General features: G+C 61.3%; 17 protein-coding genes. 5 read left to right on the forward strand and 12 right to left on the reverse strand.

The features are described 5' to 3' along the window. Positions 1–15: 15 nt before the first annotated feature. Positions 16–1011 (reverse strand): IS110 family transposase, encoded by a 996-nt coding sequence (locus ACI7M0_RS05655; protein ID WP_129934054.1) that lies wholly within the window; start codon positions 1009–1011, stop codon positions 16–18. A 644-nt stretch (positions 1012–1655) separates the two neighbouring features. Here ACI7M0_RS05655 and ACI7M0_RS05660 point away from each other — a divergent pair. Then, a complete protein-coding gene (locus ACI7M0_RS05660) occupies positions 1656–2873 on the forward strand; it encodes an argininosuccinate synthase (protein WP_003254941.1) in 1218 nt (405 codons plus the stop codon). A 67-nt stretch (positions 2874–2940) separates the two neighbouring features. Here ACI7M0_RS05660 and ACI7M0_RS05665 read toward each other — a convergent pair whose 3' ends face one another. Next, positions 2941–3423, reverse strand: a complete 483-nt coding sequence (locus tag ACI7M0_RS05665; RefSeq protein ID WP_064492967.1) for a hypothetical protein — start codon at positions 3421–3423, stop codon at positions 2941–2943. A gap of 367 nt (positions 3424–3790) precedes the next feature. On the opposite strand from ACI7M0_RS05665, the gene ACI7M0_RS05670 reads away from it, so the two are divergent. After that, positions 3791–4414, forward strand: a complete 624-nt coding sequence (locus ACI7M0_RS05670; protein ID WP_003254939.1) for a response regulator transcription factor — start codon at positions 3791–3793, stop codon at positions 4412–4414. A 70-nt stretch (positions 4415–4484) separates the two neighbouring features. Here ACI7M0_RS05670 and ACI7M0_RS05675 read toward each other — a convergent pair whose 3' ends face one another. From ACI7M0_RS05675 to metG, 7 genes are all read right to left on the reverse strand, one after another. Next, positions 4485–4661 (reverse strand): PA3496 family putative envelope integrity protein, encoded by a 177-nt coding sequence (locus ACI7M0_RS05675; RefSeq protein ID WP_010952256.1) that lies wholly within the window; start codon positions 4659–4661, stop codon positions 4485–4487. Between the two features lie 104 nt (positions 4662–4765). After that, positions 4766–5404 (reverse strand): endonuclease III, encoded by a 639-nt coding sequence (gene nth, locus ACI7M0_RS05680; RefSeq protein WP_020193232.1) that lies wholly within the window; start codon positions 5402–5404, stop codon positions 4766–4768. Positions 5405–5408: 4 nt separating this feature from the next. Next, the gene (locus tag ACI7M0_RS05685; protein ID WP_129932477.1) at positions 5409–5933 is read right to left on the reverse strand and encodes an Rnf-Nqr domain containing protein; all 525 of its coding nucleotides are present in this window, start codon (positions 5931–5933) and stop codon (positions 5409–5411) included. After that, entirely contained in the window at positions 5926–6528 is a 603-nt protein-coding gene (locus tag ACI7M0_RS05690) for an RnfABCDGE type electron transport complex subunit G (RefSeq protein ID WP_129932476.1), read from the reverse strand. The genes ACI7M0_RS05685 and ACI7M0_RS05690 overlap by 8 nt, the downstream gene beginning before the upstream one ends. Continuing rightward, entirely contained in the window at positions 6525–7496 is a 972-nt protein-coding gene (locus ACI7M0_RS05695) for an RnfABCDGE type electron transport complex subunit D (protein WP_129932475.1), read from the reverse strand. The genes ACI7M0_RS05690 and ACI7M0_RS05695 overlap by 4 nt, the downstream gene beginning before the upstream one ends. Next, the gene (locus ACI7M0_RS05700; RefSeq protein ID WP_129932474.1) at positions 7493–8041 is read right to left on the reverse strand and encodes an Rnf-Nqr domain containing protein; all 549 of its coding nucleotides are present in this window, start codon (positions 8039–8041) and stop codon (positions 7493–7495) included. Before ACI7M0_RS05700 ends, ACI7M0_RS05695 begins: the two co-directional genes overlap by 4 nt. 105 nt (positions 8042–8146) lie before the next feature. Next, positions 8147–10186 (reverse strand): methionine--tRNA ligase, encoded by a 2040-nt coding sequence (gene metG, locus ACI7M0_RS05705; RefSeq protein WP_003254925.1) that lies wholly within the window; start codon positions 10184–10186, stop codon positions 8147–8149. Between the two features lie 158 nt (positions 10187–10344). Between metG and apbC the strand changes: the two genes are divergently transcribed. Beyond that, entirely contained in the window at positions 10345–11439 is a 1095-nt protein-coding gene (gene apbC, locus ACI7M0_RS05710) for an iron-sulfur cluster carrier protein ApbC (RefSeq protein WP_003254924.1), read from the forward strand. A gap of 167 nt (positions 11440–11606) precedes the next feature. On the opposite strand, the gene ACI7M0_RS05715 is transcribed toward apbC, so the two are convergent. Further along, positions 11607–11816, reverse strand: a complete 210-nt coding sequence (locus tag ACI7M0_RS05715) for a cold-shock protein (RefSeq protein ID WP_003254922.1) — start codon at positions 11814–11816, stop codon at positions 11607–11609. A gap of 327 nt (positions 11817–12143) precedes the next feature. Between ACI7M0_RS05715 and dcd the strand changes: the two genes are divergently transcribed. Next, positions 12144–12710 carry a dCTP deaminase gene (gene dcd, locus ACI7M0_RS05720; protein ID WP_003254920.1) on the forward strand — a complete coding sequence of 189 codons (567 nt, stop codon included), beginning with the start codon at positions 12144–12146 and terminating at the stop codon, positions 12708–12710. Between the two features lie 94 nt (positions 12711–12804). Continuing rightward, positions 12805–13032: a hypothetical protein gene (locus ACI7M0_RS05725; RefSeq protein ID WP_003254918.1), complete on the forward strand. Its 228-nt coding sequence runs from the start codon at positions 12805–12807 to the stop codon at positions 13030–13032. 6 nt (positions 13033–13038) lie between these two features. Here ACI7M0_RS05725 and pdeM read toward each other — a convergent pair whose 3' ends face one another. Then, positions 13039–13689 carry a ligase-associated DNA damage response endonuclease PdeM gene (pdeM, locus tag ACI7M0_RS05730; RefSeq protein WP_129932473.1) on the reverse strand — a complete coding sequence of 217 codons (651 nt, stop codon included), beginning with the start codon at positions 13687–13689 and terminating at the stop codon, positions 13039–13041. Beyond that, positions 13686–16136, reverse strand: a complete 2451-nt coding sequence (locus ACI7M0_RS05735) for a ligase-associated DNA damage response DEXH box helicase (RefSeq protein ID WP_129932472.1) — start codon at positions 16134–16136, stop codon at positions 13686–13688. Before ACI7M0_RS05735 ends, pdeM begins: the two co-directional genes overlap by 4 nt. Positions 16137–16163 lie beyond the last annotated feature (27 nt).

Below are 16163 nucleotides of genomic sequence, written 5' to 3' on the forward strand. Positions count from 1 at the left end.
ATACTCTGTTGGCGGTCAAGCTTTTCCGAGGTGTTCAGAGCTGAAAAGCTTCACCGTATCAAATGGCACATCCCCACGCATGCATGCCCAGATGCCTGTCAGATACTTGCGCATGACAGCAGCGATAGCCTGCATTTTTTTCTTGCCCCTACTGACCAGGGATTCGTAAAAAGCCTTCGCATAAGGGTCGCAGCGCACTGCGGTCAAGGCAGGCATGTACATGGCTGCCCGCAGATAAGCATTCCCGCTTTTGCCGAGCCGACCGGGCTTGTCAATGCTCGTCCCCGACTGTGTCTGCCGAACATCCAGCCCCGCGTGACGAGCTACCTGCGAGGACTTGAGCATTTGAGGAAGGGTGGTCAGCTCAGCCAATGCAGCAAGTGCTGAGACTTCTCCTATTCCTGGGCCTGCGAGCAGCTGCTTGTACTGCCGAGTAAGCGTCGGACACTGGGCGACCATCTCGCGGCCAGCCTTACGAAAGCGTTCAATTCGATTATCCAGTGAAGCAATGGCTTCTTCTTGATCTTCGATCAGCATCGACACGGTCGTAGAGGTCGCCTGCAGCGCATGAAGTTCGTTCTTCGCCCTGGTACGGTGTCCCACCAAACGGTTGATGTGCCGGCCCAGAGCCCTCAGCTCAAGCTGCACAGGGCTTGGAGGCGTCCACAAGCGCGGTGTCATACGCTCGCCGTACTCGGACAGCAACTGAGCATCTATTGCATCGGTCTTGCTGTTCACCAGCATCAGTTTGGCGAAATTGTGAAAGCTCTTGGGGTTGATCACTGAAACAGGGAGGTCAGCCGCATGTAGCTCAAGAGCCAAGTCTAGGTAATAGATTCCGGTCGCCTCCATCACGATCGACTTGGGCTTGAGTGCCAGCAGCTTTTTCACCGCAGCCTTACGGCCTGCAGGGGTTTGAGCGATATCCCACTGTCCGGCCGGACGCCCATCTTTACGTACCCCGACGATCGAAGTGCGTGAGCCGATATCGAGGCCAACACAGACACTCATTCTTCCCTCTCCCCAGCGAGTTAGGTAACAATGGCCTCCGGTTCCCCGACCTCGAACTTCATGCTGCTGCAACCTTGTAATGCGAAGTCCGACTTGTCGGCTTCTCGATACTCTTCGCAGTGGGCAATGAGGCGGGGGGCCTCTCTACGTACAAGGTCAGGGGTAATCCCTGCCTTTAGGAGCGATCGGCCTCCCCGGAAGTGCTTCTTCAGCCTGACGAGAATAACCTCTCCCGCCAGGCTAAGGACAACATACAAGGAGCGGGTTTACCCGCGAAGCGCCGCGCGGGCGGCGCTCGGTCTCACAGGCGCAGAATGCGTCGAGGCGGACACCTGAGGCACTCGATCTCACAGGCGCAGAATGCGTCGAGGCGGACACCTGGTGGCGCTCGATCTCACAGGCGCAGAATGTCTTGAGGCGGCCACCTGGCGGCGCTCGATCTCACAGGCGCTGAACTCCTCAAGGCATGCACGCTGCGGCGCGACGCCCCTCCAAGGTCCTCATGCCACATCCCTCAACCGACCGCCCGTCGCCCCTACGAAAGTTCCTGTCGCTTTGTCGTCAGAAGCTGTCGCCCCACTGTAAATTTATCCGCAACGCCGGTAGAATCGATCCCTTTCCGTACAACCCCGTGGAGTGATGGCATGGCGGACGTAAAAAAGGTCGTACTGGCGTATTCCGGCGGCCTTGATACTTCGGTGATTCTCAAGTGGCTGCAGGATACCTACAACTGCGAAGTGGTGACCTTCACCGCTGACCTGGGGCAGGGCGAAGAGGTCGAACCGGCCCGTGCCAAGGCCCAGGCAATGGGCGTTAAAGAGATCTACATCGACGACCTGCGCGAAGAATTCGTGCGTGATTTCGTGTTCCCGATGTTCCGCGCCAACACCGTCTACGAAGGCGAGTACCTGCTGGGTACTTCCATCGCCCGTCCGCTGATCGCCAAGCGCCTGATCGAAATCGCCAACGAAACCGGCGCTGACGCCATTTCCCATGGCGCCACCGGCAAGGGTAACGACCAGGTGCGCTTCGAGCTGGGTGCCTATGCCCTGAAGCCAGGCGTCAAGGTCATCGCTCCATGGCGCGAGTGGGACCTGCTGTCCCGCGAAAAGCTGATGGACTACGCCGAGAAGCACGGCATCCCGATCGAGCGCCACGGCAAGAAGAAGTCGCCGTACTCGATGGACGCCAACCTGCTGCACATCTCCTATGAAGGCGGTGTCCTGGAAGATACCTGGACCGAGCACGAAGAAGACATGTGGCGCTGGAGTGTCTCGCCTGAGAACGCCCCGGACCAGGCTACCTACATCGAGCTGACCTACCGCAATGGTGACATCGTTGCCATCGACGGCGTCGAGAAATCCCCGGCCACCGTCCTGGCAGACCTGAACCGTATCGGTGGTGCCAACGGCATCGGCCGTCTGGACATCGTCGAAAACCGTTACGTCGGCATGAAGTCGCGCGGTTGCTACGAAACGCCTGGCGGTACCATCATGCTCAAGGCACACCGTGCCATCGAGTCGATCACCCTGGACCGCGAAGTCGCTCACCTGAAAGATGAGCTGATGCCAAAGTATGCCAGCCTGATCTACACCGGCTACTGGTGGAGCCCGGAGCGTCTGATGCTGCAACAGATGATCGATGCTTCGCAGGTCAACGTGAATGGTGTGGTGCGCCTGAAACTGTACAAGGGCAATGTGACCGTGGTTGGCCGCAAGTCGGACGATTCGCTGTTCGATGCCAACATCGCCACCTTTGAAGAAGATGGTGGTGCCTACAACCAGGCAGATGCTGCTGGCTTCATCAAGCTCAATGCACTGCGTATGCGCATTGCCGCCAACAAGGGCCGTTCGCTGCTCTGATTGCTGGTGTGTGCGAAAACCCCGGCTCGGTCCGGGGTTTTTTTATGCCCGCGCAAAGGCGGGTCGTTCAACTTCGATGGCTCACATCATCGCCCTCGAGTGCGCTGATCGAAAGCTGCGCACATTGACGTCTGTCCAGATTACAAAAGCGCCAGACGCGCGCTGGCTCGGGCGGTTGGGCAAGTGCGTGCAAGAGTTGTTGTTCCATCATGCGACAGGCGTCGGGGCCGGAGAACATGAAAGTGACAGGTTCGCCCTGTACCGCCTCGGGGGCATCATTGGCAATTGCGGGTGTGGCCACACTGCTCAGTGCTGGCGTGTTGTCGTGTGCTGTGTTGTTGGGAAGCGGGCTATAGAACGACTTGTAATTGAAGTTGAGTGTCAGAAAAAACAGTGCCGTCAGAAAGAATGGAAAGCCTACCAGGAACCAGGTGTAGAGCTTTTGGCTGGACTCGCCGAGAAATGGCAGTGTGGCAAGGGCGGAGGCTTCGATGATCCCCGCGAAGATGGCAATGATCGTCAGCGGGGCGACAGGTTGTGCTTGGGTCATATAGGCCGTCTCCAGCGGTTTTGTCCATCTTTACCTTACTGCTGTACTCAACTAAAGGCTGGATTGTTTCCCGGGGGAGGAATGATCGTCAGAGAACCTCGTTGTGTTGCTTTTTCGACGTGTTTGAGTCGGAAGTTTTCCTTTGCTGAAGATCAGTATTCAACTGGTACGTTTATGTCAGTGGGTGGTACCTTTTTTTCGGTAATAAGTAATTTATTTGTTACAACCATAGTCATTGTGTGTAGGAAGTTTCTGTAAGTTCTGTAGGCTTTGTCTGTCCATGGCTTTCGCTGGTAAATCGCCGCGCCAGCAAGCGTCCTGTCGGTTATCGTGGCGTGCCAAAGCAACAACAATGTATGGATATCGCATGAATAAAGTGCTTATCGTGGATGATCATCCGGTCATACGCCTGGCCGTACGCATGCTGATGGAGCGGCATGGGTATGACGTTGTGGCGGAGACTGACAATGGGGTAGCTGCGTTGCAGCTGACACGGCAACACCTGCCGGATATTGTGGTGCTGGATATCGGTATCCCGAAACTGGATGGCCTGGAGGTGATTGCCCGCATGGCGACATTCAGCCCGGGTAGCAAGGTACTGGTGCTGACGTCACAGGCCCCCGGCAACTTTTCGATGCGCTGCATGCAGGCAGGGGCGGCGGGTTACGTGTGCAAGCAGCAGGAGCTTACCGAACTGCTCAGCGCTATCAAGGCTGTGTTGTCGGGTTACAGCTACTTCCCCAACCAGGCCTTGCATGCGTCACGTGGCAGGGGGGCGGGCAGCGAGACGGATATGGTGAATCGCCTTTCTGCCCGAGAAATGACGGTGCTGCAACAACTGGCGCGAGGGCGTTCGAACAAGGAGATTGCCGACAGCATGTACCTCAGTAACAAGACGGTCAGTACCTACAAGTCGCGGCTGTTGCTAAAACTCAATGCACGGTCACTGGTTGACCTGATCGAGCTGGCGCAACGGCAAGGTCTGAACTGATCGCCAAGCCTTGAAGCCTCCAGCCAGGAGGCTTTGCCAAGGCTATCGGTCCATGACTACGGGACCCGCACTACAGGTCGTAATCGAAATCGGCCAACTGCTTTTGCAGGCGCCGTTCTTCCAGCATGTTGTCGATGGTGCGACGTTTGCTCAGGTTGGTCTTTGCGATTTCAACCTGTGGCTCCGCGTCATCGTCTGCGGCAACAAAATCATCATCGATCGACAGGTCGTCTTTATCGGTACTCATGAGTCGCTCCAAGCCAAGGGGCCATTGGCCGTCCTTATAACCAGAAAGCAGACGCTGGTAAAAAAGATTTTTTCAATCGATGTGAGTGGTTTTTGGCTATCGGCTCAATCGTCGGAGGTTTTGTGCTTGTACTCGCACAAATCTTCGATCCTGCAGCTGCCGCACCTTGGCTTGCGCGCCTGGCACACGTAGCGCCCGTGCAGGATCAGCCAGTGGTGGGCGTCGAGCAGGTAGTCCTTGGGTACAAACTTGAGCAGTTTCTTTTCCACTTCCAGCACCGTTTTGCCTGGCGCGATGCCTGTGCGGTTACTCACCCGGAAGATATGGGTATCCACGGCCATGGCCGGTTGGCGAAACGCCGTGTTTAGCACCACGTTGGCGGTTTTGCGGCCGACGCCGGGTAGCGCCTCCAGCGCTTCGCGGGTTTGCGGTACCTGGCTGTCGTGGCGCTCGATCAGTAGCCGACACGTTTCTATGACATTCTTGGCCTTGCTGTTGTAAAGCCCGATGGTCTTGATGTATTCGCTGAGGCCTTCAACGCCCAGGGCATAGATGGCCTCGGGGGTGTTGGCGACGGGGAACAGGCGGGCAGTGGCCTTGTTGACGCCGACGTCGGTGGATTGCGCGGACAGTGTCACGGCGACCAGCAGTTCAAACGGGGTCGTGTAGGCCAGTTCGGTCTTTGGGTCGGGGTTGTCTTCGTGCAGCCTGCGAAAAATCTCCAGGCGTTTGGCGGCATTCATGAAATCAGGGCTTTCCTTGACGAGGTGGGTGGGCAGGGTCCGGAAGCAGGCGATTGTACAAGGCCAACAGCAGACCCAGCAGCAGTAGCGCACCGGGTGCGAGGCTGGCCAGGTGCAGCTCGGCATGGTCAGCCAGCCATTGGCGGCTGGCGCCCAGCAGCAGGCAAATGGCAAAGACAGCGCCGAGGTGCCTTGCGAGCAGGCGCCAGCGGCGTTGGTCAGGTAGCAGGTGGTCACTGGCCAGGCATTGCATACACAGCAATGCGGGATAGTGGCCCAGGGCAATGGCCAGCGGTAGCAGCCAGGCCCGCAGGGCCAACTGCAGGCAACTGGCCAAGGCTGCCAGCAGCAGCAGGCTAGCCAGTACATAGGCCCAGCTGGCCACGTGTTTACGCAGTGGCGCCAGCAACAGTTGGTGCAGCCCCCCCATCAGTACTGCGCACAGGCCGATGGCCGCGCCTTCAGCCAGCGTTCGGGTGGCACCCAGCAGTGGCGCCAGGCTCATGGCCAGCAGGCAGAACCTATTCATGGGTGGCGCCCTCCAGCAATACACTACGCTGCTCGTCGAAATAGCTCAGCGCATCCTGCAATGCGGCGATCACCGCGCGCGAGGTCACGGTTGCGCCGGCCAATTGGTCAAAGTCACCCTGGTCCCGCTTCAGCGCCCAGTGATCGCCCTGATCGCGGTTGTTGAACTGACTCAGCCAGTGCAATCGCGGATCCCCCAGGCGATCGCCCAGCCCGGGGCTTTCCTGTTGTTCGACAACCTGGCTGCCGATCAGCCGGCCGTCCGTGGCGATGGCGACGCTCAGCACGATCGGCCCGGCATACCCCTGGGCCTGTGTGATCAGGATAATGGCGCTTGGCTTACCTGCCACAGTGGCACGGTAAGCTGTCAGGATACGGCTGTTGGGCCTCTGTGCGGCGGGCCTTGGCAGCGGGCTTTCCAGGGGCTGGTTGTCATAGCTACCGTCGGGCAGCACGGCCAGTCGCTGGCGGCTTTGCAGCTGCTTTTCAGCGCCGGCGATGGCCGGACCGGTCCACTGCCGCCAGGCCAGGGTGGCAGACACTGCCAATACTCCCGTCAGCAGCAACAGGCCCACATCCCGAACCCCGCGCTTCATCGGGCTGCCTGCTGACGCTGCGCAGCCATGCGCTCGAGTGCCGGTGCGAAAAGGTTCATCAGCAGGATGGCGAACGCGGTGCCGTCCGGATAGCTGCCCCAGGTACGAATCAGGTAGATGAGCACCCCTGTTCCCACGCCGAAGCACAGCTTGGCCCAGTCGTCTCTGGGGCCGGACACTGGCTCGGTCGCAATGAAGAAGGCTGCCAGCATGGTCGAGCCGGAAAACAGGTGCAGCAGAGGCGAGCCATTGGAGTCCGACCCCGAACCGTTCCAGCCCAACAAGCTGAATACCAATAGCCCCGCCAGCAAACCTGCCGGTGCATGCCAACTGATCACCTTGCGCTGTAACAAGAACAGGCCACCAAGCAGGAATGCCAGGTTGACCCATTCGCTGCCTGCCCCGCCAATGTTGCCAAAGCCCGGATGGCTGGCAAACAGCTCGTCGATGGTCAGGCTGCGGTTGTGGCGCAAGCCGTCGAGCAATGTCGGACGGGCCCAGGCATCGATCTGTTCGCCCCCAGCGAACACCTGCTGCACGCTGTCGAGCAGGCCTGGGGCCTGCCCAGGCCAATGGTTCATCTGCAACGGGAAGCTGAGCAGCACGAAGGCATAGCCCACCATGGCTGGATTGAACAGATTTCGCCCGACCCCACCGTAGGCCTGCTTGCCGATACCGATCGCGACACTTGCCGCGATGACCGGCAGCCACCATGGCGCCAAGGTGGGCAGGGCGGCCGCCAGCAGTACGGCGGTCACCAGTGCGCTGCCGTCGTTGAGCGCCTGGCTCAGTGATTGGCTGCGCAGTGCCAGCAGCGATGCCTCGCACAGCAGCGCGGCACTGGCGCACAGCAACAGGTTCAGCATCATGCCCCAGCCATGCAGCCACAACAGCGCCAGCAGCCCAGGCGTGCAAGCGAGCAAGACCAGGCCCATGCTGGTGCGTAGGCGCGGATCGGGACTGCTCATTGGCCAAACATTCCGTTGAAACCGGAAAACGCCATGGCCATCACCCCGGCACCGATCAACTCGATGGGCAGGCCGCGCAGTGCGTTGGGGATATCGGCGTGGGCGCTGCGCTGGCGCAGGTCGGCGAACACCATCAGTGCCAGCCAGAAGCCGCCACCCGTCAGCAAGCCTTGGAGCAGCATGGTTGGCCAGGTGCTGTCGTCGCTTGTCTGCTGCAGGGCCAGCCCAAGCGCTGCTGCATTGCTCAACAGCAGCGCTGGCAACCCCACTACAGGCCAGGCCGGGCGCCACTTGGCCAAAAGCCAGGGCAGGCCCCAGGCGAGCAAAGCCAGCCAGGGCAATAGCAGAAACAGGGCAAGATCGTGGATGTGCAACGGGGCAAGTACCGCGTGCACCAGCAGCTGCGCGCCGATTACGCCCAGGGCGATGCACAGGGCGCAGGCCAGGCCGTGCACCTGCAGTTGCAGCCCGGAGAGTGGCTGTCGGAGCAGGCACAGGTGATTGATCAGTGCGGCGCTGATCAGGACCAGGATGTAGTCATTCATGAGATGACGATAGCCGGGAATCGGTGCGATTGTCCGGGTTTGACATGAAGGGCCTGCGTAATTGTGGGAGCGGGCAGGCCGCTCCCACAATGGCCCGCAGGGCGGTTACTTGATGCGCTGGCCTGGCTTGGCGCCGCTGTCCGGGCTCAGCAGGTAGATTTCTTCACCGCCAGGGCCGGCAGCCATGACCATGCCTTCGGACACGCCAAAGCGCATCTTCCGGGGTTTGAGGTTGGCTACCATCATGGTCAGGCGGCCTTCCAGCTTGGACGGGTCTGGGTAGGCTGACTTGATGCCGGAGAACACGTTGCGGCGCTCGTCACCAATGTCCAGGGTCAGTTGCAGCAACTTGTCGGCACCCGCCACGGCTTCAGCCTTGACGATCAGCGCCACACGCAGGTCGACGGCAGCGAAGGTATCGAACTCGATCTCTGCCGACAGCGGGTCCTTGGCCAGCTCGCCATTGCCCGCCGGGGCCTTGGCTTCGGCAGCCAGCAGGTCTTCCTTGCTGGCAGCGACCATGGCTTCGACCTTGGCCGGCTCGATACGGCTCATCAAGGCCTTGAACGGGTTAAGCGCGTGGTTTTCCAGGCGTGTCAGGTGGTCGTTCCAGGTCAGCGGGGCCACGTTGAGGAAAGCCTCGGCGTCAGCGGCCAGCACCGGCAGCACCGGTTTGAGGAAGATCACCAGCTGGCGGAACAGGTTGATGCCTTGGGCGCAGATGGCCTGGACTTCATCCTGTTTGCCTTCCTGCTTGGCCAGTGACCACGGTGCCTTGTCGGCGATCCAGGCGTTGGCGCGGTCGGCCAGTGCCATGATTTCGCGCATGGCGCGGCCAAAATCACGGGCCTCATAGGCTTCGGCGATGGAAGGTGCGGCAGCCAGGAAGGCTTCGGTCAGCTCAGGCGCGGCATCACCGCTTACCATCACACCTTCGTTGCCCTTGTGGATGAAACCGGCGCAGCGGCTTGCAATGTTGACGACCTTGCCGACCAGGTCGGAGTTGACCTTCTGCACGAAGTCTTCCAGGTTCAGGTCCAGGTCGTCGACGCCACGGCCCAGCTTGGCCGCATAGTAGTAACGCAGGTATTCCGGCTGCAGGTGGTCCAGGTAGGTGCGGGCCTTGATGAAGGTGCCGCGCGACTTGGACATCTTGGCGCCGTTGACCGTCAGGTAGCCGTGCACGTTGACCGCGGTCGGCTTGCGGAAGCCGGCGCCTTCGAGCATGGCTGGCCAGAACAGGGCGTGGAAGTTGACGATGTCCTTGCCGATGAAGTGGTACAGCTCGGCCTTGGAGCCTTCGTTCCAGAAGGCGTCGAAGTCCAGCTCCGGGCGGCGTGCGCAGAGGTTCTTGAAGCTGGCCATGTAGCCGATTGGCGCATCCAGCCATACGTAGAAGTATTTGCCAGGCTCGCCCGGGATCTCGAAGCCGAAGTACGGTGCGTCGCGGGAGATATCCCACTCCTGCAGGCCGGAGTCCAGCCATTCCGCCAGTTTGTTGGCTACCGCGTCCTGCAGGGTGCCGCTTCGGGTCCACTGCTGCAGCATGGCCTGGAAGTCTGGCAGCTTGAAGAAGAAATGCTGGGAATCACGCAGTACCGGGGTGGCACCGGAGATCGCTGACTTGGGGTTCTTCAGCTCGGTGGGTGCGTAGGTGGCGCCGCATTTTTCGCAGTTGTCGCCGTACTGGTCTTCGGCCGCGCACTTCGGGCAGGTGCCCTTGATGAAGCGGTCGGCGAGGAACATGCCTTTTTCCGGGTCGAAGTACTGAGTCACCGAACGGGTGGCAATGTGCCCGGCTTCACGCAGGCGTGAGTAGATCAGGCTCGACAGCTCGCGGTTCTCTTCGCTGTGGGTGGAGTGGAAGTTGTCGAAGTCCACCAGGAAGTCGGCGAAATCGCTGCTGTGCTCGGCCTGGACGTTGGCGATCAGCTGTTCCGGGGTGATGCCTTCCTTTTCGGCGCGCAGCATGATGGCCGAACCGTGGGCGTCGTCGGCGCAGACATAGATGCACTGGTTGCCGCGCAGCTTCTGGAAGCGCACCCACATGTCCGTCTGGATGTACTCCAGCATATGGCCGAGATGGATCGATCCATTGGCATAGGGCAGGGCGCTGGTGACGAGAATCTGGCGTGGCTCGGACATGGTGGCTCGGCTACTTATCTGGCTACGGGGTAAAAATGAGGATGATCGGCCACTATAAAGGGCTGGCGAAGATATTTCACCCCGCAAGCGCATCTGCTGACGATTGACGGGTTAGGATAGGCGGCTGTTTTACATTCAGTTTGCCAATGGGAGTCTCCATGAGTGCCGTCACCCGTGCCGCCGTTGAAGGCGTGCTTCGCCAGTACACCGACCCCTACCTGAACCAGGACCCGGTCAGCGCCGGCTGCGTGCGCGCCATCGATATCCAGGGCGGGCAGGTCAGCGTGCAGTTGCAGTTGGGTTATGCCGCAGGGCTGTTCAAGAACGGCTGGGCCCAGGTGCTGCAGACCGCCATTGGCAGCCTCGAGGGGGTCACTGGCGCCCAGGTTTCGATCGATTGCGTGGTGGCCGCGCACAAGGCCCAGGCCCAGGTGCCAGCCATGGCCAACGTCAAGAACATCATCGCCGTGGCCTCGGGCAAGGGCGGTGTGGGCAAGTCGACCACCGCGGCCAACCTGGCCTTGGCCCTCGCACGCGAAGGCGCACGGGTAGGTATTCTCGATGCCGATATCTACGGCCCCAGTCAGGGGGTGATGTTCGGCATCGCCGAGGGCACCCGTCCACAGATTCGCGAGCAGAAGTGGTTCGTGCCGATCAAGGCCCACGGCGTGGAAGTCATGTCCATGGCCTTCCTCACCGACGACAACACGCCGATGGTATGGCGTGGCCCAATGGTGTCTGGCGCGCTGCTGCAACTGGTCACCCAGACTGCCTGGGATGACCTGGATTACCTGGTGATCGATATGCCACCGGGTACCGGTGACATCCAGCTGACCCTGGCACAAAAGGTACCGGTGGTCGGTTCGGTGATCGTCACCACGCCGCAGGACCTGGCGCTGCTGGATGCCAAGAAGGGCGTGGAAATGTTCCGCAAGGTCAACATTCCGGTGCTGGGCGTGGTCGAGAACATGGCCGTGCATATCTGCTCGAATTGCGGCCATGCCGAACACCTGTTCGGTGAAGGTGGCGGCGAGAAGCTGGCCAGCCAGTATGGCGTCGACCTGCTGGCGTCGCTGCCGTTGTCGATGCTGATACGTGAGCAGGCCGACAGCGGCAAGCCCACGGCGATCGCCGAGCCGGAAAGCCAGATTGCCATGGTTTACCAGGAGCTGGCTCGCCAGGTAGGCGCGCGGATCGTGCTGCAGGAAGCTGCGGCGCCGGCAATGCCCAGCATTACCATCAGCGAAGATTGACCTGCTATACCGAGTTTGCCCGCACACAGCGACTGCGCCGTACTTGAAGCCTGTGCAGTCCCTGTGGGAGCGGGCGAGCCCGCGAAGAGGCCAGCGCCTATTTCGAGCAGGCATAAAAAAACCCGCCAGAAGGCGGGTTTTTTTGAAAGCTAGGAAGCTAGATCGACTTAGGCGATCTGAACTTCTTCAGCCTGCATGCCTTTCTGGCCGCGGGTAGCGACGAAAGTAACAGCCTGGCCTTCTTTCAGGGTTTTGAAGCCGTCAGCTTGGATGGCTTTGAAGTGCACGAACAGGTCGTCGCCCGACTGAGGGGTGATGAAGCCGTAGCCTTTCTCATCGTTGAACCACTTAACAACACCGGATTGACGGTTGGACATTTTTCTGTCTCCTTGGACAATTTGATAACGGTCAGGAAAAACCCTGCCCGGGACTGAGCGCAAAGAGAGCAGAAAATTCAGCGATGGGCCGATCAGGATCGTGCATCAAACTAGAGATTCTCGGTGTCACGTGCAGCACAGTGGCAACACCTTACCCCACTTTCCGCAACCTGCCAATGGTCAGAAGACGCTTTAGGCAAATTCGGATCGGCGGCGGCTGCAGCCCCCACCCGGCGCGGGATGAGGGATGGAACTTTAACCTGGGCGCCGGGACCGGTAATATGCGCGTCACGATTTTCACCTCGCAACTCTTCAGGACACCCCGCCATGAGCATCAAATCGGACAAGTGGATTCGCCGCATGGCGCAGGAACACGGCATGATCGAGCCGTTCGTCGAGCGCCAGGTGCGCGGCGAGCAGGACAACCGCGTGATCTCCTTCGGCGTCTCCAGCTATGGGTACGACGTACGCTGCGCCGACGAATTCAAGGTGTTCACCAACATCAACTCGGCCACCGTCGACCCGAAAAATTTCGATGCTGGCAGCTTCGTCGATATCAAGAGCGACGTGTGCATCATCCCGCCAAACTCTTTCGCCCTGGCGCGCACTGTCGAATATTTCCGCATTCCTCGTGACGTGCTGACCATTTGCCTGGGCAAGAGCACCTACGCCCGTTGCGGCATCATCGTCAACGTCACGCCGCTCGAGCCCGAATGGGAAGGCCACGTGACGTTGGAGTTCTCCAACACCACCACGCTGCCGGCGAAGATCTACGCCAACGAAGGCGTGGCGCAGATGCTGTTCTTGCAGTCCGACGAAGAGTGCGAAGTGTCGTACAAGGACCGTGGCGGCAAATACCAGGGCCAACGCGGCGTCACTCTGCCGCGTACCTGAGCCGACCAGCGCGGGGAATTACCCGCGCCTTTGGCACTCCAACGAAGTAACGCCGGTGTGCATGATGTGCATCGGCTTTCGTCAGGAGCAGCCAATGAAACTCCATCCCGCAATCAGTGCCAAGCTGGCAGGCCTGCAGCCCAATCACGTAGGGTTGTTGCCCTGGTCACTGCTGGCGCACCCGCTGCCCATGCAGGCGGGGGGCGTGCCCCATCAGCCTGACCCCGATACCCCGCAACCGCCGGAACCCGGTGAGACGCCTCCCATGGAGCCGGGTGAGCCGACCTTGCCGGACGAGCCGCCTCCCGCCCCTGTGGCCTGAGCGTCGCTAAAGCGGCCAGACGCGTTCAGCGCCAGCCAGGTACAGCCGGCTGGCGCTGGCGGGGGTGATTTCCCACCCCCCGGTGAACTCACCGAATGCAGGTAGCAGGCTGACTTGCTCATCGATCACGAAGCAAGGCAGGCGCAAGCGCTGACGGGCCTTGCCGCGCAGGACGAAGACCGGGTGTACATGGCCCGCCAGTACCGGGTGTGTGCGGTGGGGCTGCGGCTCGTGCTGCAGGGCAAAGGGCTCCAGAACCCAAGGCTCGTCCACGACCTGAATATCGAGCGAGGCAGGTGGATCGCCGGCGTTGCGATCATGATTGCCGCGTATGAGCACCACTTTCAGATTTTTGTGCCGCTTGCGCCAATCCTCCACCTTGGCCAGCGTTGCCGGGGCGCGGGCCGTGCGGGCATGCAGAAAGTCGCCCAGGATGATCAGTTGTTCGCAGTCATGCTCGGCCAGCAGGCGATCGAGCCTGTCGAGTGTCGCCTCAGTCGTTCCGCGTGGCACTGGTTGATGCAGGGCGCGGTAGCTGGCGGCCTTTCCGATGTGCACGTCGGCCACCAGCAGGGCGCGACGTGCGGGCCAGTAGATGGCTTTGTCGGCGAGCAGCCAGAGCACCTGACCCCAGTGTTCGATGGGTTGGTAGTTCATCCCGCGTCCGCCGCTTGTTCCAGTTCCGCCACCATCCGCGCGATGCGGTCTGCCAGCTTCTCGGTGCTCAATGTCTCGCGCATGCCTTCCACCAACAAGGCAAACGCCAGGGGCCCTGGCCGCTTCAACGCCTGCAGGTCCAGTTGCAACTCACTCATTTTCAGCAGTTGCCGATGCAGCCGTTCGATTTCCAGCTCTTCGCTCAATACTTCATCCCGCGCCTGGCCAAGCAGCAAATTCCCCGCGTCGTGCTTGCGAAACACCTCATAGAACAGCCCGCTGGAGGCCTGGATTTGCCGCGTGCTCTTTTGCGCGGCGGGATAGCCGCCAAACACCAGCCCGGCAATCTGGGCAATTTCACGAAAGCGCCGCAGTGCCATTTCCCCGGCATTCAGGCTGGCCAGCACATCTTCCAGCAGGTCCGCGGTGCCGAGTGCTTGAGGCAGGTGACTGGCCCAGTCCACCTGGGTAGGGCTGAGGAGTTCGAATCCGTAATCGTTGACGGCAATCGACACCGACAGCGGCTGTGCGCGGCTGACCCGCCAGGCAATCAGATTGGCCAAGCCCAGGTTGGCCATGCGCCCGGCAAAGGGATACAGGAACAAGTGCCAGCCCTGGCGGGACTTGAAGGTCTCGGCCAGCAGTGTGCTTGTGGTGGGCAAGGCTGACCACTGCGCCTGGAGCGCAAGCAGCGGGCGTACTGCGCGCATTTCCGGCCCGTCAAAGCGTTCATGGGCGGCAGCATCGAGCTGCTCGACCAGCGCCTCGGCCAGTTCGCTCGAGAGCGGCATGCGCCCGCCGTTCCAGCGCGCTACCGCAGCCTTGCGCGCCGTGCTGCGACGCACATAGGCCGTCATGTTTTCCACGCGCACCAGCTCCAGTACCCGCCCGGCAAACACCAGCGTATCGCCGGGGCGCAGGCGGGCGATGAACGCTTCTTCAACACTGCCCAGCGTTTTCCCGCCGCCGCCCTTGCTCCAGTATTTCAGTTGCAGGTTGGCATCGCTGACGATGGTGCCGATGCCCATGCGGTGGCGCCGCGCCAGGCGTTCGCTGGTAACCCGGTAAACACCGTCGGCCTGGCGCTCGACGCGCTGGTAGTCCGGGTAGGCGGTCAGTGAGCTGCCGCCGTGGCAGACGAAGTCCAGCGCCCATTGCCATTGGCTGTCGCGCAACTGGCGAAAAGCCCAGGTGCTGCGCACTTCGGCGAGCAGTTGCTCCGGGCGAAAACCGCTGCCCAAGGCCATGCTGACCAGATGCTGTACCAGCACGTCCATGCACAGGCGCGGTGAAAAGCGGGCTTCGATGTGGCCGGCTATCAGCGCCTGCCGGGCCGCCGCCGCTTCCACCAGTTCCAGGCTATGGGTGGGCACCAGGGTGACCCTGGAGCGCCGCCCGGGCGCGTGTCCTGAGCGACCCGCCCGCTGCATCAGGCGGGCGATGCCCTTGGCCGAGCCGATTTGCAGCACCCGTTCCACGGGCAGAAAGTCCACGCCCAGGTCCAGGCTGGACGTGCAGATCACCGCCTTGAGGCTGCCTTGCTTGAGGCTGCGCTCGACCCAGTCGCGGGTATCGCGGGCCAGCGAGGCGTGGTGCAGGGCGATCAGCCCGGCCCAGTCCGGGCGGGCCTCAAGCAGGGCCTGATACCAGATTTCTGCCTGGGCGCGGGTGTTGGTGAACACCAGGCTACTGGCACTGGCATCGATCTCGTGACAGACCTGGTCGAGCATCTTCAGGCCCATGTGTCCAGCCCAAGGGAAGCGCTCGATCGCTTTTGGCAGCAGGGTGTCGACTTGCAGTGCCTTGTCTTGCCGGCCTTGCACCAGCAGGCCGCCCTGGGGCAGCAAGACATCCCGTGCGTGTTGCAGGTTGCCGAGGGTTGCCGACAAGCCCCAGGTCGGTAGGCCCGGGTGCCAATGCCGCAGGCGCGCCAAGGCCAGCTGCAGTTGTACCCCGCGCTTGTTGCCAAGCAGCTCGTGCCATTCATCCACCACCACCAGTTGCAGCGTGGCGAAATCCTCACGTGCCTGTGCCCGGGTCAGCAGCAGGGTCAGGCTTTCGGGGGTGGTGATCAGCACACTGGGTAGCCGCCGGGCCTGTCGGGCGCGCTCGGCACTGTTGGTGTCGCCGCTGCGCACCCCTACGCTCCAAGGCAGCTGGAGTTCATCAAGCGGCGCTTGCAACGCACGTGCGGTGTCGGCGGCCAGGGCACGCATGGGCGTCACCCACAGCACCTGTATGGGGGTCAAGTGGCGGCCCTGGGGCCTGGGCTTGAACGCACGCAGCGCCGCGAGCCAGACCGCGTAGGTCTTGCCGGCACCGGTACTGGCATGCAGCAAACCGGACTCGCCCCGTTCGACGGCAGCCCATACGCGCCGCTGGAAGGCGAAGGGCTTCCAGCCGCGCTTGGCAAACCAGGCATTGGCGAGGTCGGTAGCAGCAGGCATGAGGCAGGCGGTCCTTCGAAGGCTGTG

Origin of the sequence: Pseudomonas sp. 10(2024), from assembly GCF_045164175.1 — a bacterium.
GTDB classification, from domain to species: Bacteria; Pseudomonadota; Gammaproteobacteria; order Pseudomonadales; family Pseudomonadaceae; genus Aquipseudomonas; species Aquipseudomonas alloputida.